A 21,442-nucleotide genomic window follows, 5' to 3' on the forward strand; every position below is an offset into this window, starting at 1 on the left:
TTGTGACCATTACCTTCCGTGCCGCAGAGTTGAACAGCGCAAGTGGGATCTTCCAGCAAGCACTGCTCGGCCAACCCAGTGCAGAGCCACTCGGCGGAGACATCATCACTCGTGCAGATGTCGAGTTCACCAGTGACGACGGCCGCATTCAATCCGGAGTCTGGGAGAGCGAACCGGGAAAGTCGCGGTGGGAGTTCCTCACCCGCGGCGAGATCATCACCATCGTCTCCGGCGCCATGACCGTGGAGGAGGACGACGGCGATCCCGTACATCTCGTTGCCGGTACGAGTGCAATCTTCCCAACCGGATGGAAGGGTACGTGGACGGTCACCGAGACCGTACGCAAGGTGTTCGTCGTATACAACGAATGACCAAGAGAATCCGCAACATCCGACTTTCACGGCCCGTCGTACGGACGGATCTCCCGACGCAGCCCACTTGCCCTGAGTACCTGTCGCTGCACTCCCGCCCTCACGGAATCCTCGGTGCCGATTACTCTCACATGGTTTCTGGCGCGAGTGATCGCCGTGTACAACAACTCCCGAGTCAGCAGTGACGACGCCTCGGCCGGCAACATCACCGATACGGTGTCGTACTGGCTGCCCTGGCTCCGGTGAATCGTCATCGCGTAAACCGTCTGCACCGACGAGAGTTGGCTCGGGTGAATCAGAAACGCATCACTGCCCCGCTGGAATGCGGCAATAGGCACGCCATCCTCACGCTGCACGATCACCCCGGCATCCCCGTTGTAGATCTTCGCCTCGTAGTCGTTGGCCGTCACCAACAGGGGTTGGCCCGGATACCACCTCGTCGGGTCCAGGAATTGCCCTGATGCCGTGCCGACCCACTCCATCGCCTGCTGCGCCCACCTCCCGACACCGTACGGTCCGTCACGGTGGGCGCACAGAAGGCGGTGCGATTCCAAGCCTTTCAGCGCGCCGATCGCATCACTCACCTCGGCCGACGCCGTCACCACCTCTGAACTCGCAACGATGTCGGCGCGCAATGCGTCAACATCCTCGGGCGAATGGAAGGAGACGGCTGGATCACCGCTGCGCAGGATACGCAGAACCTCAGCGGAATCTCCCGCTCGAACTGCCCTGGCCAACGACGCGATGGTTCCGTCGAAGCGGCGCCCGCGTGAGAGTTGAATGATCCCGCCCCGCAGACGATCCTGTTCATCCGCACTCAATGCCTCTTCGGAACCAGTGGCCGTGAGATCGTCACCCACCAACTGTGTCAGCGTCGGATTTCCACTGACCTTTACCGGGCGGGCGACAAGATCAGCAAGAACAGCGCCCGCGTCGACTGAGGTCAACTGATCGGGATCGCCGACGAGCAGTAGCCGGGCATCGGGGCGAACGGCTTCGAGCAGGCGCGCCATCAACGTGAGGGAGACCATCGACGTCTCGTCGACGACGACCACATCGTAGGGAAGTCTGTTGGTCGCATTGTATTTGAAACGACTCGAACTCCCCCGCTGCCAACCGAGTAGGCGGTGCAGGGTCATGGCCGCGAGTTCTTCGGGAAGGCCAAGGCTCGCGGTCTGCTCACGTACGGACTCCTGCAGCCGCGCTGCGGCTTTACCCGTCGGTGCGGCCAGACCGATGCGAGCATTCGAACCCAATTCCTCCGACAGGAGAGCGAGAATACGTGCGACCGTATGGGTTTTGCCGGTTCCGGGCCCACCGGCGATGACGGTGGTCCACTGTGTCGCGGCGAGAGCAGCTGCTATCCGTTGACGATCCGGCGCGATGGTCGGCCCGTTCTCGTCGACGAACAGCGAATCCAGCCGCGTTCGGACCGCTTTCAGGTCGGCGGGCGGCCACGTGGACGCCCGCTCGTCGAGCACTCGCCGAATCGTCTGCTCCTGCAGAAAATATCGATCGAGGTAGAGGAGTTCACCGTCGTCCGTGTCGACCAACCGGAGCGGTCTGAGAGGTCCGGCGTTTCCGCCGATCACCAGAGGGCTCAGCCGAAGGGCGGCAACGATCTCCGACGGTTCGGGCCACGGCAACGACGTGAGTTCCTCCTCCGTCGCATTGTCGACGCTCACATCACGCATCCGTTGCAGATCGAGGCACACCGAACCTGAGCGCACAGCGCGGACCGCCAACGCTGCGGCCAGCATCACCTCGTCCGACGTTTCACCGCCCAGGCTGCACACTCTCGTCGCGACATGAACATCGGCGGCAACCAGAACCCCGGCTTCGTTGAAGATTCGCACGATCCCTTTGGCGCGCTGCGCCAATTGCGCCTCGGTCATCGAATCTTCTCCCCTACTGTGTGGGACGCATCAAGACCGGCCAGCAGATCCGATAGTTCAACCGTCAGCTGAGCAGGCGGTTTCCATTCGAAGACACCGCATTCCGGCGGGCTGTCCGGGCCGAGCATCCCACGCACGAATTGATACTGCACGCCCCCGAGATGACGGTGCGGATCGTAGTCGGGCAGGCGCCACCGCAGATACCGATGCAGTGCAACCGAATACAGCAGTGCCTGCAGCGGATAGTGCGAGCGCATCATCTCCGTCGCCATGAGTTCACGCGTGTAGCTGGCAGCCGTCAGATCGCCGCGACCGATCCGGTTGGTCTTGTAATCGACGATCACGAACGACGGGCCCGGGATCCGCAAGACTGCGTCGATACTGCCCGTCAGGAATCCGCGCATCGGTGACGTCTCGACACGGTCCAGATAGTCGGCGTACGACGCCAGAATGTCGTCGGAGGAAAGGTGGCGCCTCAACAGTTCCGATACTCCGCGGAGTGTGACACTCATCGACACCGGATCGTCGCCACCGGCCAGTGGGAGTTCGAAATCGAGTTCGGGAAGACGATCTTTCGGCGCGATCGTGGCCAAGGTTCCGAATCCCAGGGGAGTCTGCATCACCAGATACAGCGCATCCGCGAGTGCTTCGGAGTCGACCTCGGCCGCCCGTACCGAGACCGCCTCGGCGCAACGCATCCCGAGTTCCGCTCTCAGATCTGCCACAGCCGTGTCCACCACCTCGAGCACCTCATGCACCAGCGTGCCGAATGCGGCGCCCGCGGGAAGTCCGTTCATGGGTGAAGGGAACGCCTCCAGGGGCGAGGGGGTAATGCTCTCGAGGTCTACGGAATCCTCTGGCTCGTCGTCTTTTTCGGGATCCTCGACCTCACTGCCCGTGGTCGTGACCGCGTGGTGCGCTCCGGCGGTGAGTGCCGAGTACGACGTACGACGCCACAGAGTGTCCAGGTCTCGATCGAAACGCGCCGCGGCCAGTTCGGTCACGTCCGCAGCCGCTCTGGACCAGTGGACGGGCGAGGGCGGATGGGGACCAACAGGTTCCACCGAGATCACGTCGGACGCTGCTGCCGGCCAGGTTGCGAGCCGTGCTGCGGTTGTACCGTCGTCGAGCACCTTCACTACCCGAGCAGGTTCGGCGATGCCGGGTGTACGTCCGAGCATCAACCGGTGCAGCGGCGAGCGGGAGGTCCCGTAGCTGGGTGCCCACCAGAGCACGAGTTGGCACTGCGCCCGGGTCAGCGCCACGTACAGCAGCCGCAGTTCTTCGCCCGCTTCTTCGGCCTCCGCAACAGTCTTTCTGGCGTTGTACCCCGGGCCTTCCTGCCCGCCGACGTCGAGGATGCGGCGTCCCTCCGGGTCGTGCAACAGCTGCGTCGGCGAGTTGAAGCCGCCAACGCTCTCCCAACTGAACGGGACGTAGACGATCGGGAACTCGAGCCCTTTGGTGGCATGCACCGTAGCGATTTGCACTGCGGCAGCGTCACTGTCGAGGCGACGGCTTCTGTCGGTCGCGCTCCCGGACGTCGGATCCTTGATCCGGTCGGAAAGCCAGCGAACCAGTGCGCTCAACCCGAACGCTTCCTCGGTCGCGACGCGACCGAGGAGTTGTGCGACGTGCCGCAGATCGGTGAAATCTCGTTCGCCGGACGGGGCCGCGAGTACACGCTTCTCCAGATTTGTTTCGGCAGAGATTCTTTCGAACACAGCCGCAAACCCGACGCGTGCGAACAGCCCGGAATAGGAGCGCAGTTGACCGGCAAGTTCCGCGACGATGTTGTCGCCATCCTTGTCCAGTTCTTGGGCGGTGCGCCCGAAAATTGGTGAGAGGGCCGTCAACCGGACACGATCGGAGCGATGGGGCTGCTCGATCGCCTGCAACAGCCACAGCCACTGGGTCGCACTGGGTGTCGCGAAAACACTGGACCCTCCGGTCAAAACGGAAGGTACACCGACGGCATCGAGAGCATCGCGGATCATCGCCACGTGCTTGTGGGTGCGCACCAACACCGCGACGTCTCCCGGTTCGACCGGGCGTGGAACACCGTCGACTGCCAAGCGGGCATCGCCGCCCAGGAGCGCGACCACGTCTGCTGCGACGTCGTCCGCGACGCGACTGCGAAGTCTGCCTACGGCCGGAAATCCCGAACGATTGAGCGGTCCGGCTCCGGTACGGGGCAGATGGCGCACACGCATCGGCACCGGGCCGAACAACCGAGACTTCTTGTGCGAAGCCTCCACCGGATGCGCGACGATGCCTTCGTTGCCGAGTGCGGCACCACCGTAGAGGTGTTCGAGTGCCGCCAACAACCCTGGGTCGCTACGCCAATTGGTGGTCAACTCCTGGTGCGCATCCGCCTGATCGACCGCATCGAGATAACTCAGGACTTCTGCCCCGCGGAACGCATAGATGGCTTGTTTGGGATCACCGACCAGGACCAGGGTGGTGTGACCGTGGAAGGCCAACCGCAGAATGTCCCACTGCAACGGATCGGTGTCCTGGAACTCGTCGATCAACACAACCTTGAACTTTTCGCGCACCCGACGACACGCGACGGGACCGTATTCCGGATCCGTCAATACACCGTGCAACAGCGTCAGCAGATCGTTGAAGTCGCGAATTCCTTTGGTCCGCTTACGTCGTTCGACCTCGACACGAGCAGCAGCCGCGAAGAGGACGCGCTGACCGGGTGCGGTCTCCTCCTCGCCGTCGGGTTCGAGAATTGCCTGACCATCGCCGACTGCGCTTCGGGCGATGGCCAGCGCGTCCTTCGTGGAGAACGGTGGAGACGAGTCCGTCCGGCTGTAGCGGCTGAGGTACAAATCCGAGACGACCTCACTGATCAGGTCGTCGACCGACTCCACAAAAGTTGTGTCCGGTTCACGTTCCCCGGCGATGCCCAGCCCGTCGAGCATCCTCTGACAGAAACTGTGGGTGGTCGTGATGGTGCCGGCGTCGAACTCCGCGAGAGCGCGCAGGAGTCGGCGACGCCGCACGCCGATCTCCTCGTCGTCAGCTGTGGCGAGGTACGCCACCAGATCATCATCCGACCGCCTCGCCGCCTCCGGGTCGACCAGAGCGGCGGACACTCCCGCGAACCTCTCCCTGGCACGCTCACGAAGTTCCTGAGTGGCGGCCCTACTGAATGTCACCAGCAGAACTTGCGATATGTCGGCGAGACCTTCGGCAACACAACGGGTCGCGAGTCCGACGATCGCGTAGGTCTTGCCAGTTCCGGCGCTCGCTTCCAACACCGTAGTGCCGGTAGGCAGTGGCCCCAATAGATCGAAGTCCACGGGTTACTCCGCTCTTTCGTTGGTCAGCAACGGATCCCACAGTCGTCGGGCGAGAACTCCGAATCGAGTCGGTTCCTCGGCCCAGACGAATTCGTCGTCCGACGGCGGATCCGCAGCCAACTCCGCCAGTGTTCGAGCTTCTCCGAAAACGTAAGCGTTGCTTGGATCGATCATCTCGCCGTACTGCCCGGTCCACTGGGTGTCCGCACCGTTTGTCGCATCGTCGACCGACTCGCCACCAAAGCGTCGGCGCGCATATTCGGCTGAAGTAGCGGCCCACATCGGCAACGGACGCTGCAGCCCCCGCTCGCGTAGGTCCACCAGTTGCTGCAGGATCTCGACCGCATTGCCTGGCGCATCGAGCACCGACCGTGCCGCTGCGATCTTTCCCCGACCCCGTCCGATCGAGACTGCATCGAGCGCACCGGGTCGTCCGTGCGCTTTCAAGGCGAGCAGGTTTATCCAGGCCGTCATCCGATGTTTAGGCGCCAGTGAGGAATACGACGCTCCCACCACTGAATTGCCGTGCACACCGGTTACCGTTCCGGTGAGACGACGCCCGTCACCGAGGTCGATGTCGACGTCGACAGCCTCGGAATCGCCCTCGAGGTGTGGCAATGCAAGACCGGCAAGTTGGTCTACCACCCACTCGACGTTGCCCAGAACCGTGGCGCCCAGGTTGTAGGGCGGCAAAGTACCGCGGCGCCACTCGGCTGCACGGAAATCCGCCGAGCTGCGTCCAGCCAAGCGCGAGAGAAGCATTCGGTCACCCAGAGCCCAGGTGGACAGTGGATCGAGCTCGGTTGCCAGCGAATCCGCGATGTCGTCGTCGAGTTCCGGTACCCGGACGCCGAGGCGTTGGCGCAGAAAACCACGCGCGGGATGTACCAGGAAGTTCACCAAGTCTGCGAGGTTCACTTCCTTCGGATGCACCTCGGGTAGCTCGGCCGACAAGACTGTCGGCAATTCGACCGGTGTTCCGGAGGCAGCCCTCGCACCGGCCAGCGCTGCCGTGTCGAAGCTGAACGGCTTGTTCGGCGCGAAGTTTCGATTGTCGAACGATTGCAACGGATGCCGTGTCAGCACTCCGTTGATCGCTTCCGGACCCACCGTCGCACTGAGTACGTCGAGAAGGCCACTGAGGGGGATCGCCGGTGGTCTGACGACACCGGTGACCGGATCGGCACCGGTATACAACAGAATCAGATGTTCGCCCGCAGACATCACGGCATCGAGAAGCAGTTGCCGGTCTTCACTGCGCAGATCACGCTCCCCCACAACGGGATCACGGGACAAGATGTCGTCGCCGTCGACTCCACCGGTTCGAGGGAACACCTCGTCGTCGAGTCCGATCAGCACGACCACGCGATGCGGTACCGAACGCATCGGAACCATCGTGCACACCGTCAGTTCGCCGGTTCGGAAGTTGGCACGCGTCGGTCTGCCCGCGAGGCTGCGCGAGAGCATCGCGCGAACATCGGCCAGACGTAACACCGTCTCTCCGCCGAATTCGACAGCAGCTACCAGTTCGCGGTGGGCCCCCGCGCTCTGCCAGGAATCTGCGGGCGCTGTGTCGGTCAGCAGATCCAGGGCCCGCATCAGCACACGAAGCCATTCGGCCGGTGAATGTGGGCCGGCAAGATCGCGAAGCGAGACGGCCAGGCGATCGACGAACTCTGCGAAACGTCCAGTCAGGTCGATGTCTGTGCCGTCCACGTCATCGAGTGGTAGCGCGAGATCCAACCAGGCATTTTCCGATTCGTCCGCGCTGACCCCCAACAAGATTCGGTCCATGGCGGTGTTGAAGGTGTTCTGCGGAAATGCGTCGAGGCCGAACGTGGCACGCTGCCGACTACCGATTCCCCAGCGAGCACCCGCTTCCGTCGTCCATTCCCGCAGTCTTTCCAACTCGTCGTCGCCCCACGAAAAACGTGTGCGGACAGGCTCGGTCGCGGCCAGGTCGAGAACCTCACTGGCTGTGGCCCGGCCGTCGGCCAATTCGAGGAGAGAGCCGAGAATGGCCAGGACTGGATTGGTCTGACGTAATCCGCGGTCTGCCAGCCTTACTCGAAGAAGATGCCCGGGGTGGCCATGGACGCCTTGCCCGAATGCAGCACGAACCAAGGGTGCGTACGTTTCGACGTCCGGGCACATCACGAGTACGTCGCGTGGCTGCAATGTCGGGTCGTCCTCGAACAATCGGAGCAAGCATTCGCGGAGCACCTCGACCTGCCGTGCCGGCCCGTGGCAAGCGTGGACCTGAACTGTCCCATCCGGTTCCGCTGCAACGCTGGGAGCACGATCTGCGATGACGTCGGCTTTGACCGTCGCCAGGAGGGATTTCGGGCCGGCTGGTTCGGGAAGATGCACCGACTCGAACTCGGCGGCACCGAGGCTGATCTGAAGTTCACGAACGTCGCGAGCAAGACTCGACAGCAACGGATTGGCGGATATCAGCGCTGACCCGTCTTCCGAACGTCGGATCGTGCTCTCACTTCGAGGCTGCATGCGCGAGCTCATCTTGGTCCACAGCGCGGGGCTGGGATGCGGGAGCCAGATGTGCACGTCCCGATTCGCACTGAGTGCGCTCAAGATCATTCGCTGATCGACCGGCAGCCGGGTCGGCCCGAAGACCGACAGACGTTCCGGTAGGTCGACCAAGGCCGGGTCCTCGACCAGCGCGCGGCTCACTTGCCCCAGTCGCTCTGCGGGCCCCGGAACGTCGATCTTGTCCGCGACGATGCACCACAGACGTGCCTGCCATTCGAAATCCTCCGACAGCGCCAATCCGTGTCCGTCGGTCAACCGCCCGGCGGCCCAGTCGATCAGCATCTGCGGGCGTTGCGCGGCATAACTGCGGAAGAGTTCGGTGACATGTGTGGCGGAGGCAAACCGTCGACCTTCACGATGGCCTTCGAGATGTTTCGCCAGGACTCCGCACCAGGGCTCGCCGAGGGACTCGTCGATCACATCGAGAACCGTCCACACCAATCGCGTCGGCGACCATGGGTCGTCGTCAGCCGTGATTCCACTGACCGCGGCCACGGACTCCGCGACCAGGCGCGCGGGTGAAGGAAACGCGATGTTCGCAGAAATTCCGTCCACTGCTGACGGTCCGGACGTGCCTAGCTGGGAGGACAGCCGCTGATTGAGCCAACGCTCGACGCCCTTGGCCGGCACCGCAACAGTTTCCCTGGCGAATGGATCCGACAGCGGGGTACGGAGGAGCGTGGCCAACGCCGAGACCAAGGTGTCCGAACGCTCGGCCCGGTACAACTTCAGCAATCTTCGCTCCCCTCACTCCGTCCAGACGTCCATCTCACCACGGCGCTGTGACAGGAGACGCCGAACCAGCCTCACGCAGCGGTGACGCGCAGGCAACATGACCGCAACCGGAAGTTCGTACTGTGCGGGAATGACCAGTCCCGTCACCACACCTCGCCCCGCTGGAACCGGTCTCGACATCTCCGGCCTCGGCAAGACCTTCGAGATGGGTCGTCGGTCGGTGACCGCGCTGACCGACGTGTCCCTTCAAACCAGCGAAGGCTCTTTCCTGTCTCTGCTCGGGCCGTCCGGATGCGGGAAGTCCACCGTTCTCCGCATCCTTGCGGGCCTCGATAGTCCGACGTCGGGAACGGCCCTTGTCAACGGGCAGTCGCCCGCCGAGTTACGCAAGCGCCGCGAACTCGGAATCGCCTTCCAGGATTCGGCTTTGCTGCCGTGGCGAACAGTGGCCTCCAACATCAAACTGCCCCTTCAGGTTGCCGGCATCGATCCTGACCCCGACCTGATCGCCGACCTGATCGCGCTCGTCGGCCTCGAAGGATTCGAGAAGGCCAAGCCCGCTCAATTATCCGGCGGTATGCGTCAGCGTGTGTCAATCGCGCGATCGCTCGTGGTCAAGCCGAGTGTCCTGCTACTCGACGAACCCTTCGGCGCGCTGGACGACATGACCCGTCAACGGCTCAACATCGAATTGCTCAGGATCTGGACCGAGAAACCGGCGACCACGTTGATGGTGACTCACGGAATCGCCGAAGCCGTGTTCCTCTCCGACGTCGTTGCCGTCATGACGCCGCGGCCCGGACGCGTCCTCGAAGTCGTGCCGATCGACCTGCCGCGCCCGCGTACACCCGAGATGATGCGTACACCCGAGTTCCACGAGATCCACGACTACCTCTCCGGACTGCTCTTCGGAAAAGCAGGCGTCGCATGACAATTACCGATATCGAGAACGTCGCGACCGCGGCGGCGCAGCCATCTGTGCCGCGCCGGATCCGATTGAAGCGTCCGACGTGGTTCGGTGGTGCAGTCGGCATCTGCGGACTGATCGCTCTCTGGTGGATTCTGGCGGCGGCCGGTGTTGCGGGAGGCACGATTCCGACGCCGTGGGTGGTTGTCTCGACGATGTTCGACGACGGTTGGTCGCTGTACGGACCCAATTTCACCGTCACGGCTTCCGGTGCGCTGCAGGGCTTTCTCTGGGGAAACCTGCTGGCGATCACGCTTGCCGTGCTTGTCGTTCTCATTCCGCCCATCGAGGGATTGGCCACACAACTGGCGATCCTGAGCTACTGCACACCGCTTTTGGCGCTTGGCCCAATCATCCTGGTCGTCTTCGGCGGCCGGACCCCCACAATCTTTCTCGCCGCAATGTACTGCTTCTTCACCACGATGGTCGGCACACTCGCAGGCCTGAGATCGGCAGACAAGACGAGCCTCGATCTCGTCGCCGCCTACGGCGGTGGGCGTTGGCAGAAGTTCACCAAAGTTCAACTTGTGAGCGCACTTCCGAGCACCTTTGCTGCCCTCAAGATTGCTGCACCTTCGGCCGTACTGGGTGCAATTCTCGGCGAGTATCTCGGCGGGGTGGACAGCGGGATCGGCGTCGCACTAACGGCCGCTCAGACGTCGTACAACGTCCCGCGAACGTGGGGAATGGCTATCGCCGCCGCCTTGCTCGCCGGTCTGGGGTACGCCGTCGTCGCAGCGATCGCCCGGCTCGTCACCCCGTGGACGAGCGCTCCGGGAGCACAGAAATGACCGCGGTACGAGGAACATTGAGATTCCTCGCCCCGATTGCCATCGCCTCGGCGCTGTTGCTTGTCATCTGGGTGGTCTTCCTCAACGCCTTCCCCCAGGTCGGCCCGCGTGTGGGAAAGACGCCGGCCGACGTCTGGGAGTACCTGTTCTCCGGCCCAAAATCCGCCGACGCTCGTTCGGGCATCATCGACAACCTGTTCATCACTCTGCGCGACGCCGGTGTCGGCTTTGCCGTCGGAATGACTGCCGCGCTCGTGGTGGCATCGATCTTCGTCGTTTCCCGCACTGTCGAACAGACTTTCATGCCCGTTGCAATGCTTCTACGATCTGTTCCTCTCGTTGCGATGACCCCGATCATCGTCCTGATATTCGGCCGCGGAATCGTGGGTGTGACGGTCATGGTTGCGATAGTGGTGTTCTTTCCGGCCCTGGTCATGATCATGGTCGGTCTGCGCGCCGCTCCAGCTCAGGCACAAGACCTCATCGCTGCGTACGGCGGGAGTCGTTGGACCGCATTGCGAATGGTGTCCGTACCGTCCGCACTTCCGGCTGTGTTCGCCGCTGCACGAGTATCCGTACCCGGCGCCTTGATCGGAGCACTGATCGGCGAATGGCTCGGTAGCGGCCAAGGCTTGGGTTCGAGCATGATCAAAGCCATTCCGCGCTACCAGTACAACGAATTGTGGGCATCTATCGTGGTGATCACCGTGGTGTCGATCGTCCTCTACGCCGTGGTCGGGATCTTCGAAAGCATCGCTCTGTCTCGTTTCGGTCCTTCGGCGGGCAAGTCGTGACATCTGTTAACACGACCTCAACAAACTCTCTCTCCCAAGCAAACTGAACGAAACCGACTGGCCCTAGTGTTCCGATTCATGACGCCATTCAAGCCCGTCCGCCAGCTGGACCGCAGGGCCTTCTTCCGCTACTCCGCGCTGACCGGCATCGCAGTCGCCGGTAGTGCGTCATTGCTCGCGTGTAGCAGTGACTCCAGCAGTTCGAGTGGCGGAACCACGGACGACGGTTCCGAATTCGGAACAGTTGCAGTGCAGTTGTCCTGGATCAAGAACATCGAGTTCGCCGGTGAGTACTTCGCTCTCGACAAGGGGTACTACAAGAATGCCGGCTTCGGAAATGTCGACCTGGTGGCAGGCGGCGCAGCCGGCACCGGCGTCGAAGCCGGCTTGGACACCGGTAAGGTGTGGATCGGAATGTCCGCACCGCAGCTCACAGCCCCCGCCGTACTCGACGGACTGGAGGCAAAGATCGTCGGTGCGACATTCCAGAAGAACCCGTTTGCGATTGTCAGTTCCGCTGCGGCACCGATCAACTCACCACAGGACATGATCGGCAAGAAGATCGGCGTCCAGGATTCCAATCAGCTCGTCTTCGGAGCTCTCCTGGCAGCAAACGGCCTGACCGAAAGCCAGATGACGATCGTGCCCGCGCAGTTCGATCCGAGCCCCTTGGCGAACGGCGAGGTGGACGGCTGGGTCTCCTACGTGACCAACGAGCCGATCACACTGGCCGCCAAAGGTTTCCCCAACGCCCACTTCCTCTTCGCGGACTACAACCTGCCGTTGGTCGCCGAATCGTTCACGGTTCTCCAGTCCACCATCGACAACGAGAGGGACAAACTCAAGGCATTCCTGAAGGCCGAGATCCAAGGATGGAAGGATGCGGTCGCCGATCCGGCAGAGTCGGCACGGCTTGCCGTCGAGGTCTACGGCAAGGACCAGAACCTCGAACTCGAAGAGCAGATCAAGGAAGCCACCGCACAGAATGATCTGGTGGTGTCGGCAGATACCAAAGCCAACGGGTTGTTCACGATGACACCCCAACTGATCGAACAGAACATCGCGGCACTGTCGAAAGCGGGGCTGGAGATTACGGCGGAGCAACTGTTCGACATGTCGATCCTCGAGGAGGTGTACGCCGAGAATCCGGAGTTGATCTGACTGAGCCGAGCGTCAGCGAACCTCCCGCGCGAGTACGCCCGAGATGAATAGCTGTACAAGGACCTCGGCCTTGTACCGGTCATCGGACCCAGCACCGATACAAAGGTTCCCGATGCCTTTGAGCACGTTGTACGCATCGACCCGCGAAGCAGTGCCAACGGACTCGAGCGCTGCCGCGAGGAGGGAGTCACATACCGGGACGAGGCGGTCGACGAAGTAGGTATGCAGAGCGTCGGACCCGGCGCTGTCTCCTTGCAGTGCACCGGCGAGCCCATGCTTGGTTACCAGGAACTCCACGAACAAAGCCACCCATGCCCGCAAAGCCGCCTCGGGCGTTGCACTCTCCGCGAGCATCTGTGGGCCCGCGTCCGCACACGCCTCGACTTGGTGTCGGTATACGGCGACCACCAACTCGGGACGCGTCGGGAAGTGGCGGTAGATCGTCCCCATGCCGACGCCGGCCTTCGCCGCAATCTCCCGCACCGGAGCGTCGACTCCGGACTCCACGAACACTGCTGCCGCCGCGTCGAGCAGCGCCTGCTCGCTTCGACGTGGGCGACCGACTTGCTTGGGAGACGCGACGCGCGACTGCTCGTCCTGGGCATCAGCCATGTGCACTCCTCGCTGACTCACAACATATGTTTGCATTACGGAACAACGCTCCGTAATGTTGCGGAGCGACGCTCCGATAAACAGTATCGCAGGGTGCAGCCTCAGCAAGGAACTTGCCATGACCTCATCAATGATCGACACTCTGAACGGCATCATCGGCGCCGGCACCCCGGTCGTCTCCGTTGCCCCCGTCGAGTTGTTCGCCCCCGATCGACCTGTCCCGCTGGAAGTACGTGTGTCTGCTCCGGCAGCAGGCACGAACCTCCCCGTTGTGGTGTTCTCCCACGGCAACGGCTGGAACCTCGATGGATACTCGCCACTCACGGCATTCTGGGCATCCCACGGATTCGTGGTGATCCAGCCGACACATCTGGACTCGCGCCGGAACGGTTTCGGGTTCGACCACCCGGTTTTCCCGACGATCTGGACCGAGAGAATCGCGGATCTCACACGCATCCTTGATCAGCTCGACACCATCGAATTTGCCGTGCCCGGGCTTGCCGGCCGCATCGACCGCAGTCGAGTTGCCGCCACTGGTCACTCCTGGGGCGGGCAAACCGCTCAGTCACTCCTCGGAGCAAGGATCTTCGACGAGGCCGGCCAGGTCGGCCAGGACATGTCCGACAGTCGCGTCACCGCGGGAATCCTTTTCGCGGCAACCGGTCTCGGCGGCGAGAACCTGCATCCGTTCGCGCAGGCGAACTTCCCGTTCATGCGCCCCTCGTTCCAGGAACTGACGACGCCGACACTCGTCGTCGCGGGCGACCACGACCAGTCCAAGATGTCCAGCCGCGGACCTGACTGGTTCACCGACGCCTACACGCACAGCCCCGGAGCCACCGACCTCCTGACCTTCTACGGTGCCGAGCACGCACTCGGCGGAATCGTCGGATACGAAGTCGCCGAGACCACTGACGAGAACCCAGAGCGGGTCGCCGCCATCCAACGGATGAGTACTGCCTACCTTCGGACCGCGTTGCGCATCGATGAGACCAGCTGGCCAGCGGCCCGGGCCGCATTCAGCGACAACGCCGACCCGATCGGCCGAGTCGACACCAAGTAATGCGGCAGTGATCCAACTTATTGGCCGAAGTTGAACCTGAGATTCGCATTTATCAAGGTGTTGAGCCGCTTTCGCATGCTGACAACCTCTGCCTCGGGCGGTATAGGATCGTCCAAGAAGAGCGTCCAACGCAGCATCGTGCTGTTTCCGACCGCCTCGATGTCGAATCGGATGACGGCGTCGGGTCGGGCTGGCGGTACGGATCGATCAATGCCTCGAACATGAAGCGCGCAGGCGGCGGCTGGCTCCGGCGCCTCGTCGCGACTTGCTGCATGACACGAGCGTAACCGCCTCTCAAGGGCATACCTCTGCCTTCACCCTGCAAGATCCACGAAAACCGGGATAAATCGGACACTGTCGGAGGACACTCAGGAGCACATCCGTCTGGGAGGGCCGCTCATGCGTAAACGCCATCAGGTTCTGCTTGCAGTGTCCGCAGCGATCGGATTGTCGCTGACGCCGATCAATGCGTCGGCAACACCGAGCACTGGAGTACACGGTGAAATCCTCGGGCAGGTGACTTTCGACGGCAAGGACTACATCCTGCGCCAGATCACCATCGACCCCGGTGGTTCCACCGGTTGGCACTTCCACGACGGGACGCTCTACGCGCTGATCGCGCAGGGCACGTTGAGCCACTACCGATCCGATTGCTCCGTCGACGGGATCTACAGCGCCGGAAATACTTTGATCGAACCGAGCGGTTCAGATCATGTGCACATCGGAAACAACTCGCAGACAACACCATTGGTGCTCGAGGTCGTCTACGTCAATCCGGCGGGCAGCCCCCTCTCCGAAGATGCTGCGCCTCCTAACTGCCAACTACCCGGCTGACGGGGCAGAAGAGTTAAACCGCACCGGCATCGATTCGAGCCCGGACACGAAGTTGGCCGCACGCCGCTGCAACGGCGCGTCGGTGGCAAGTTCCATGTCCGGCAGCCTGGCGAAGAGTTGCTCGAACATGATCCGTCCCTCCAACCTGGCCAGCTGATTGCCCAGACAGAAATGAGTTCCGAAGCCGAAGGCCACGTGCGGATTCGGTGTGCGGCCGACATCGAACCGTTCGGCGTTCAGGAACACGGACTCGTCGAAATTTGCCGATTCGAAGAGCAGCAGCATCTTCTCACCCGCCTTCAGTTGCGCACCGAAGAAATCGGTGTCACGGGTCAGAGTTCGAGCCATGTTCTTGATCGGCGACGACCACCGCAGCATCTCCTCCATTGCCAAGGGAATGGCATCGGGATCGTCGACTAGCTCCCGGCGCTGGTCCGGATGGCGCAGTAGCTGTTCCATGCCGCCGCTGAGCACGTGCCGTGTGGTCTCGTCACCGCCGATCAGGATCAGCAGGGATTCGTTGACGATTTCCTGATCGGAGAGGGCTTCGCCGTCGACCGCACTGTGAATCAACGTGCTCACCAAATCGTCGGCCGGGTCGCTCCTCCGCTCGGCAATGGTTCGCATCATGTACGCGGTGAAATCGACGTACGCAACCATCATGGCCTGCAGTTGATCCTGGGAAGCGTTGCTTCCCAATGCCTTCACCAGATCGTCCGACCACCGCAGAAACAACGCGCGTTCCTCCGGACGGACACCCAACATGTCGCCGATGACGGCCATCGGCAGCGGTGCCGCCAGGTCTGCGACGAAGTCGGCTTCTCCTTTCTCACAGACGGCGTCGATCAGTTGATCGCAGATCTCCCGGATACGGCCGGCCTTGGCTTCGACCTTCTTACGTGTGAAACCCGCATTGACCAAGCGTCGACGTGTGAGGTGCTGCGGGTCGTCCATGTCGATCATCTGCGGCAATGGACCGGTTTCGGGGCGGATGCCACCGGCGTTGGAGAACAGTTCGGGATCCCGCTCGGCTGCGACGACGGCGTCGTAACTCGCGGCCGCGGTGATTCCGTTGGCGTCGTCTCGGTACACGGGCTCGTGATCACGCATCCAGGCGTATGCGTCGCGCACATTCCCGAGGTCTCCGCTGTAGAAGCGTCCGTCGATCAAATCGAAGGTCGGTCTGGTAGCCATCACTCCACCTCTCGCACAACCCTTGCCTCAATAAGTAGAACCTGTTCCTATATAGCGTGGGGCGTTTTCACCGAAGCCGGACCGGAAAACCTCCAGAAGCAGCACGCGAGCCCGCCGGAGCAACGACCAGGAGACACGCATGGACGACGACACCGCCTCAGCGGGCATACCCACTTTCACCGGCACATCGATACTGGTGACCGGCGGCGGTAGTGGCATCGGCCTGGGCATCGCTCGTTCGCTCGTTGCGTCCGGCGCTCACGTCACGATCTGCGGACGCAACAAGGAGAAACTCGATGCTGCCGCCGAATCGATCCGGCAGGCGACTGCCGCAGGATCGGTCAGCGTCTCCCCCGCCGACGTCACGATCGAGACAGACGTCGTCGCCGCTGTCGCCGCGGCGGTGTCCGTCACCGGAAAGCTCGACGGAGTGGTGGCCTGCGCCGGCGGGAACGAAACCATCGCACCGGTCACGCAACTCGACGTCGACGCCTGGCGCCGCACCGTCGACCTCAACGTCACGGGGACCATGCTGACGATCAAGCACGGCGCGCGGGCACTGGTGGCAGGAGGCGGTGGATCCATCGTCGCGATCTCGTCGATCGCCAGCAGCAACACACATCGCTGGTTCGGCGCGTACGGCGTCTCGAAGTCCGGCGTCGACCACCTGGTGCAATTGGCGGCAGACGAACTGGGCGCCAGCAACATTCGTGTCAATGCGATCCGGCCGGGTCTGACCCGAACGGATCTGGTCGCGCTCATCACCGACGGTGGCCCCATCCTGGACGACTACCTGGCCAACACGCCGCTCGAACGCGTCGGCGAGGTCGAGGACGTCGCCGGACTCGCTTCTTTCCTACTCGGACCGCAATCCACCTGGATCACCGGGCAGATCATCAACGTCGACGGAGGCCAAATGCTGCGCCGCGGACCGGATTTCCGCTCGATGCTCGAACCCGTCTACGGCTCCGACGGACTCCGTGGGGTGGTAGCGCCATGAGCTACACGATTCTGGGCAAGAGGGTCGAGATGCCCGTCGAAGTTCGCACCGCGTCTGCCTTCATGGCGTTGTACTCGGTACCGAGCACAACCGCGCAGTCGATCATCGATTACACCGGCTTGACCGTGCTCCAGTACCGTCCTGGCCGGGCGCTGTGCGGCCTGGTTTTTGTCGACTACATCGACGGGGATCTGGGGCCGTACAACGAATTCGGAGTGACGTACATGGTGCGCAGCCACACTGCGCCTCCCGAAACCTCGGTGCTGGGAGATCTACGTTCGCTCGCTGCCGGAACTGCAGGGGCACTCATTCACGAGTTGCCGGTGGACGGCGAGTTCACCAAGGCCGCCGGCCGGGAAATCTGGGGATTCCCGAAGGTGCTCGCCGAGTTCGACACCGAGCACGTCGGCTCGGTCAAGCGCGGATCGGTCTCTCGCGACGGCAAACTCATCACACAGTTGAGTGTGAAATCCGGCGTCAGCGTGCCGGGCGGCGGAGCCAACATGTCGTTGGCCGCGTACTCACATCTCGACGGCGCCACCAGGTGCACGTCGTGGGACATGGCACCGACCGGCGTCAAATCGCGCCCTGGTGGAGCCGAGGTTCAACTGGGCAGTCACCCGATGGCGGCGGAGCTTCGGAAACTGGGACTCCCCCGCCGGGCCCTGATGACCACGACCATCAAGAACCTGGCGATGACGTTCGGGGAGGCCACAACAATCTGAGTGTCGGCCGACGGCACCCCTTTCGGTCACGTGTGACTCGGGCTACACTCCTGGACGGTTGACCAACTCGCGTCAGGCCGCCCGAAAGGACACTCGTGCAGATCACCCGACGCACCGTACTGGCAGGCGCTGCCGCCGCACCTGCGCTCGCCGCTCTGTCGACGAACCAGGCCGTCGCAGCTTCGCCGGCACGCACCGTTTCACCCGCACGCACCGACAAGTCGTCGGCGTCACTGCAGGTGGGCGTCGGAATTTCCGACGTGACCGGACCGGTCGCCGAAGTCGGCATGATGGGCTACTCGAGCTTCGATCAACGCGCCGAAGGCCTGCACCAGCGAATGCGCGCACGCGCCTTCATCTTCGAGTCCGGCGGGTCGCGGGTCGCCTACGTGTGCGTCGACAACTGCATGATCTTCCAGTCCGTTCACGACGAGGTCCTGCGCCGACTGGCCGGGAGGTTCGGTGACATCTACACCGAACGCAACGTCATGTTGACGGCCATCCATTCACACGCGGCATGTGGTGGGGCCTCGCACAACTACGCGTACAACCTCGCAGTTCTCGGCTTCGAACTGCAGGTGTTCGAAGCCGAGGTCAACGGCATGGTCGAGGCGATCAGCGCTGCGCACGAGAACCTGGCGCCAGGCACGGTCCGTTTCGGGCGGTCCGATCTCACCGATGCCAGCGTCAACCGATCGCGAGTGGCGTTCGATCTCAATCCCGAAGAGGACAAGGCCTACTACCCCGGTGGCAACGACCACCACATGCGTGTCATGCGGATCAGTCGGGGCAGCAAGGACATCGGGGCGATCAACTGGTTCGCCACCCACTGCGCCTCGCTCACGAACGAGAACCATCTCATCTCCGGGGACAACAAGGGCGCCGCGGCGTACTTCTGGGAGCACGACGACCAGGGCGTGCGCTACCTCGACGGCGACACCAGCTTCATTGCTGCGTTTCCGCAGACCAACAGCGGCGACATGTCACCCAACCTCTTCCTCGAGCCCGGACGCGGACCGACCGAAGACGAATTCGAGAACGCACGCATCATCGGGCTGCGCCAGGTAGCGGCAGCTCGAACTGCCTTCGACGCGGCGTCCGACACCGTCACCGGTGGCGTCGACAGTCGGATCATGTACCTGGACATGGCAAATCAGGTGGTGAGCGGAAGATTCACCCCCGACGGACGCGAGCACCGCACCGCTCCGGCCGCGATCGGCGCGGCAATGAGCGCCGGAAGCGTCGAGGACGGACCGGCAATCCCGATCTTCCCCGAGGGCACCCGAAACCCCATGATCGACGCCCTGGGCGGTATGGATGCTCCTGTGCCTCAATCGCTTCAGGATGCACAGGCGCCCAAACTCGTAGTCGTTCCGGTCGGCCTGCTGCCACCGGGAGGATGGGTGCCGAACGTACTCAAGATCCAGATCCTGCGGATCGGTCAGTTCTACATCGTCGGTGGCCCTGCGGAATTCACCATCGTCTCCGGATTACGAGTGCGTCGAACCGTCGCCGAGGAGCTTGGGGTTCCCCTCGAGAACGTCATCTTCCAGGGATACGCGAACTCGTACTCGAGCTACTGCACCACACCACAGGAATACGATTCGCAGCAGTACGAGGGCGGTTCGACGATGTTCGGTCGTTACACACTGCCGGCCTATCAGCAGGGGTATGCCGCCCTTGCAGCCGCGATGCGCGACGGCACCGAACCTCCTCGCGGCCCCGCTCCGGCCGACCTGTCCGGGTTCCAACCCAGCTTCGGACCTGGCGTCGACTTCGACGAGCCCTTGCCGGGAACACAATTCGGCGACGCAACCGTCCAACCCGGCGACACCTCACCGGGTGGGCAGGTTGCCGTCGAGTTCGTCACCGGCCACCCCAAGAACGACACTCACCGAAACGGGACCTTCTACGAGATCCAGCGCAATACCGGCGGATCCTGGACACGGGTCGCCGACGACAACGACTGGTCCACCAAACTGCACTGGCGCCGGGTCGGGAGCAACGGTTCCGTCGTGCGCATCACGTGGGATGTTCCGGCCGATACTCCGGCGGGTACGTATCGAGTCCAACACTTCGGTGCGTCGAAGGCTCGGGGTAGCGGCGCGATCACGCCTTTCTCCGGGGTGACCGCCGAATTCCGTCTCACCTGACCCGCGTGAACGTATCGCTCCCCTTGTTGGACAAGGGGAGCGATACGTTCACGCGATGGGGTCAGAGCGCAATGGCCAGGTTCAGGCGGCGGTCGGGTACAGCGAGGTGCTCATCGTCGACTGCTCTGACGCTGCCGGGCGGTCGATCTTCGCCGCGACGATCAGGACCAGCAGACCGGCGACGGTGACCGCCGCCCCCATCCAGATCGGGGAGGTGAAGCCGAGTCCCGCGGCGATGGTGATTCCGCCCAGCCACGCCCCGAGCGCATTGCCGACGTTGAAGGCGGCGATGTTGGCACCCGATGCCATGGTCGGTGCGGCCGACGCGTAGTTCATGATCCGCATCTGCAACCCGGGTACCGTCGCAAAACCGAAGGCGCCCATGAAGAACAGCGAGATCACAGTCATGACCTTGCTCTCCGCGGTGGCGGCGAACACGATCAGAACGACGGTCAGGATCGCGAGAATCCAGACCAGCGCCTTCGTGAGCGAACGGTCGGCCGCCTTGGCGCCGAGGAAGTTGCCGACGAACAGGCCCGAGCCGAAGAGGATGAGCAGCCACGGAACGCTGGACGTCGCGAAGCCGGTCACCTCGGTGAGGGTGAAGGCGATGTAGGTGAACGCTCCGAACATTCCGCCGTAGCCGAGGATGGTGATGATGATCGAGAGCCATACCTGCTTGTTGCGGAACGCCCCCAACTCTCCGCGCAATCCGCCGCCGGTCGTGCTGGCGGGTGTCGTCGGGACGAGTGCTGCAATTCCGATCAGGGCGATGACGCCGATAACGGTGATGGCCCAGAACGTCGAGCGCCATCCGAGTTGCTGGCCCAGCAGCGTGCCGAACGGAACGCCGAGAACGTTGGCGATGGTCAGGCCCGCGAACATCATCGCGATGGCGCCGGCGCGCTTGTTGGGCGCGACCATGTCGGCGGCAACCACCGAGCCGATTCCGAAGAACGCACCGTGGCACAGCGCCGCGACGATGCGTCCGCCCATCATGACCTCGTAGGAGGGAGCGAGCGCGGACATCAGGTTGCCGATGATGAACAGCACCATGAGCGAGAGAAGGACCTTCTTGCGCTCGAAGCGGGTGACGGCAGCGGTCAGGAGGATCGCGCCGATCGCCACCGACAGTGCGTAGCCCGAGATCAGGTAGCCCGCGACGGACTCGGTGACCTCGAAATCAGCCGAGACCTCGGGCAGGAGGCCCATGATGACAAATTCGGTGAGGCCGATCCCGAACCCGCCCATAGCGAGGGCAATGAGACCCAATGGCATCTCGA

Annotated in this window: 16 protein-coding genes; 10 read left to right on the forward strand and 6 right to left on the reverse strand. The window is 63.0% G+C overall.

Translation table 11 applies throughout. The annotated features are described in order from the left end of the window. The first annotated feature begins 2 nt into the window (after window positions 1-2). Window positions 3-371, forward strand: coding sequence for a cupin domain-containing protein (locus PCS43_RS05315; protein WP_050656836.1), 369 nt, complete (start codon window positions 3-5; stop codon window positions 369-371). A 26-nt stretch (window positions 372-397) separates the two neighbouring features. Here PCS43_RS05315 and recD read toward each other — a convergent pair whose 3' ends face one another. Genes recD through recC form a run of 3 tightly spaced genes read right to left on the reverse strand, consistent with a single transcriptional unit; the run spans window position 398 to window position 8,865 of the window. Beyond that, a complete protein-coding gene (gene recD / locus PCS43_RS05320; RefSeq protein WP_050656835.1) occupies window positions 398-2,266 on the reverse strand; it encodes an exodeoxyribonuclease V subunit alpha in 1,869 nt (622 codons plus the stop codon). Beyond that, window positions 2,263-5,580, reverse strand: coding sequence for a UvrD-helicase domain-containing protein (locus PCS43_RS05325; protein ID WP_209911351.1), 3,318 nt, complete (start codon window positions 5,578-5,580; stop codon window positions 2,263-2,265). Before PCS43_RS05325 ends, recD begins: the two co-directional genes overlap by 4 nt. Before the next feature lie 3 nt (window positions 5,581-5,583). Then, window positions 5,584-8,865, reverse strand: a complete 3,282-nt coding sequence (gene recC, locus PCS43_RS05330) for an exodeoxyribonuclease V subunit gamma (RefSeq protein ID WP_073512025.1) — start codon at window positions 8,863-8,865, stop codon at window positions 5,584-5,586. A 97-nt stretch (window positions 8,866-8,962) separates the two neighbouring features. Between recC and PCS43_RS05335 the strand changes: the two genes are divergently transcribed. The 4 genes from PCS43_RS05335 (at window position 8,963) to PCS43_RS05350 (ending at window position 12,578) form a co-directional block, all read left to right on the forward strand. Next, entirely contained in the window at window positions 8,963-9,796 is an 834-nt protein-coding gene (locus tag PCS43_RS05335) for an ABC transporter ATP-binding protein (RefSeq protein ID WP_209911348.1), read from the forward strand. Further along, window positions 9,793-10,623, forward strand: coding sequence for an ABC transporter permease (locus PCS43_RS05340; RefSeq protein ID WP_003945560.1), 831 nt, complete (start codon window positions 9,793-9,795; stop codon window positions 10,621-10,623). The genes PCS43_RS05335 and PCS43_RS05340 overlap by 4 nt, the downstream gene beginning before the upstream one ends. Beyond that, window positions 10,620-11,417: an ABC transporter permease gene (locus tag PCS43_RS05345; RefSeq protein WP_003945590.1), complete on the forward strand. Its 798-nt coding sequence runs from the start codon at window positions 10,620-10,622 to the stop codon at window positions 11,415-11,417. The genes PCS43_RS05340 and PCS43_RS05345 overlap by 4 nt, the downstream gene beginning before the upstream one ends. Window positions 11,418-11,495: 78 nt before the next feature. After that, window positions 11,496-12,578 carry an ABC transporter substrate-binding protein gene (locus PCS43_RS05350; protein ID WP_058039310.1) on the forward strand — a complete coding sequence of 361 codons (1,083 nt, stop codon included), beginning with the start codon at window positions 11,496-11,498 and terminating at the stop codon, window positions 12,576-12,578. A gap of 12 nt (window positions 12,579-12,590) precedes the next feature. Here PCS43_RS05350 and PCS43_RS05355 read toward each other — a convergent pair whose 3' ends face one another. Further along, window positions 12,591-13,190, reverse strand: a complete 600-nt coding sequence (locus tag PCS43_RS05355) for a TetR/AcrR family transcriptional regulator (RefSeq protein WP_031332839.1) — start codon at window positions 13,188-13,190, stop codon at window positions 12,591-12,593. A gap of 118 nt (window positions 13,191-13,308) precedes the next feature. Here PCS43_RS05355 and PCS43_RS05360 point away from each other — a divergent pair, with 118 nt between their 5' ends. Next, window positions 13,309-14,253 (forward strand): alpha/beta hydrolase family protein, encoded by a 945-nt coding sequence (locus PCS43_RS05360; protein WP_042920492.1) that lies wholly within the window; start codon window positions 13,309-13,311, stop codon window positions 14,251-14,253. Window positions 14,254-14,652: 399 nt separating this feature from the next. Continuing rightward, a complete protein-coding gene (locus tag PCS43_RS05365; protein WP_003945598.1) occupies window positions 14,653-15,087 on the forward strand; it encodes a cupin in 435 nt (144 codons plus the stop codon). Here PCS43_RS05365 and PCS43_RS05370 read toward each other — a convergent pair. Further along, complete coding sequence (locus tag PCS43_RS05370; protein ID WP_007734124.1) at window positions 15,076-16,281, reverse strand: cytochrome P450; 1,206 nt, start codon at window positions 16,279-16,281, stop codon at window positions 15,076-15,078. The genes PCS43_RS05365 and PCS43_RS05370 overlap by 12 nt on opposite strands. 139 nt (window positions 16,282-16,420) lie before the next feature. On the opposite strand from PCS43_RS05370, the gene PCS43_RS05375 reads away from it, so the two are divergent. The 3 genes from PCS43_RS05375 to PCS43_RS05385 all read left to right on the forward strand — a co-directional run bounded on the left by PCS43_RS05375 (window position 16,421) and on the right by PCS43_RS05385 (window position 20,159). After that, window positions 16,421-17,281 (forward strand): SDR family oxidoreductase, encoded by an 861-nt coding sequence (locus PCS43_RS05375; RefSeq protein ID WP_064075148.1) that lies wholly within the window; start codon window positions 16,421-16,423, stop codon window positions 17,279-17,281. Beyond that, window positions 17,278-18,006 (forward strand): acetoacetate decarboxylase family protein, encoded by a 729-nt coding sequence (locus PCS43_RS05380; RefSeq protein WP_042920495.1) that lies wholly within the window; start codon window positions 17,278-17,280, stop codon window positions 18,004-18,006. The genes PCS43_RS05375 and PCS43_RS05380 overlap by 4 nt, the downstream gene beginning before the upstream one ends. Window positions 18,007-18,101: 95 nt before the next feature. Next, window positions 18,102-20,159, forward strand: coding sequence for a neutral/alkaline ceramidase (locus PCS43_RS05385; RefSeq protein WP_209911345.1), 2,058 nt, complete (start codon window positions 18,102-18,104; stop codon window positions 20,157-20,159). Window positions 20,160-20,240: 81 nt separating this feature from the next. Here the strand turns inward: PCS43_RS05385 and PCS43_RS05390 are convergent, their stop codons facing one another. After that, entirely contained in the window at window positions 20,241-21,437 is a 1,197-nt protein-coding gene (locus PCS43_RS05390) for an MFS transporter (protein ID WP_020906161.1), read from the reverse strand. Between the last annotated feature and the right edge of the window lie 5 nt (window positions 21,438-21,442).

It is taken from the genome of Rhodococcus sp. C-2, from assembly GCF_027854095.1.
Lineage (GTDB): Bacteria > Actinomycetota > Actinomycetes > Mycobacteriales > Mycobacteriaceae > Rhodococcus_F > Rhodococcus_F qingshengii.

Excerpts from the sequence above, each read along its gene's own strand:
- PCS43_RS05380 (WP_042920495.1), top strand. The coding sequence starts at position 17,278 with ATGAGCTACACGATTCTGGGCAAGAGGGTCGAGATGCCCGTCGAAGTT.
- PCS43_RS05365 (WP_003945598.1), top strand. The coding sequence starts at position 14,653 with ATGCGTAAACGCCATCAGGTTCTGCTTGCAGTGTCCGCAGCGATCGGA.
- PCS43_RS05360 (WP_042920492.1), top strand. The coding sequence starts at position 13,309 with ATGACCTCATCAATGATCGACACTCTGAACGGCATCATCGGCGCCGGC.
- PCS43_RS05375 (WP_064075148.1), top strand. The coding sequence starts at position 16,421 with ATGGACGACGACACCGCCTCAGCGGGCATACCCACTTTCACCGGCACA.
- PCS43_RS05335 (WP_209911348.1), top strand. The coding sequence starts at position 8,963 with ATGACCGCAACCGGAAGTTCGTACTGTGCGGGAATGACCAGTCCCGTC.
- PCS43_RS05355 (WP_031332839.1), bottom strand. The coding sequence starts at position 13,190 with ATGGCTGATGCCCAGGACGAGCAGTCGCGCGTCGCGTCTCCCAAGCAA.
- PCS43_RS05390 (WP_020906161.1), bottom strand. The coding sequence starts at position 21,437 with ATGCCATTGGGTCTCATTGCCCTCGCTATGGGCGGGTTCGGGATCGGC.
- recD (WP_050656835.1), bottom strand. The coding sequence starts at position 2,266 with ATGACCGAGGCGCAATTGGCGCAGCGCGCCAAAGGGATCGTGCGAATC.
- PCS43_RS05370 (WP_007734124.1), bottom strand. The coding sequence starts at position 16,281 with ATGGCTACCAGACCGACCTTCGATTTGATCGACGGACGCTTCTACAGC.
- PCS43_RS05345 (WP_003945590.1), top strand. The coding sequence starts at position 10,620 with ATGACCGCGGTACGAGGAACATTGAGATTCCTCGCCCCGATTGCCATC.
- PCS43_RS05340 (WP_003945560.1), top strand. The coding sequence starts at position 9,793 with ATGACAATTACCGATATCGAGAACGTCGCGACCGCGGCGGCGCAGCCA.
- PCS43_RS05350 (WP_058039310.1), top strand. The coding sequence starts at position 11,496 with ATGACGCCATTCAAGCCCGTCCGCCAGCTGGACCGCAGGGCCTTCTTC.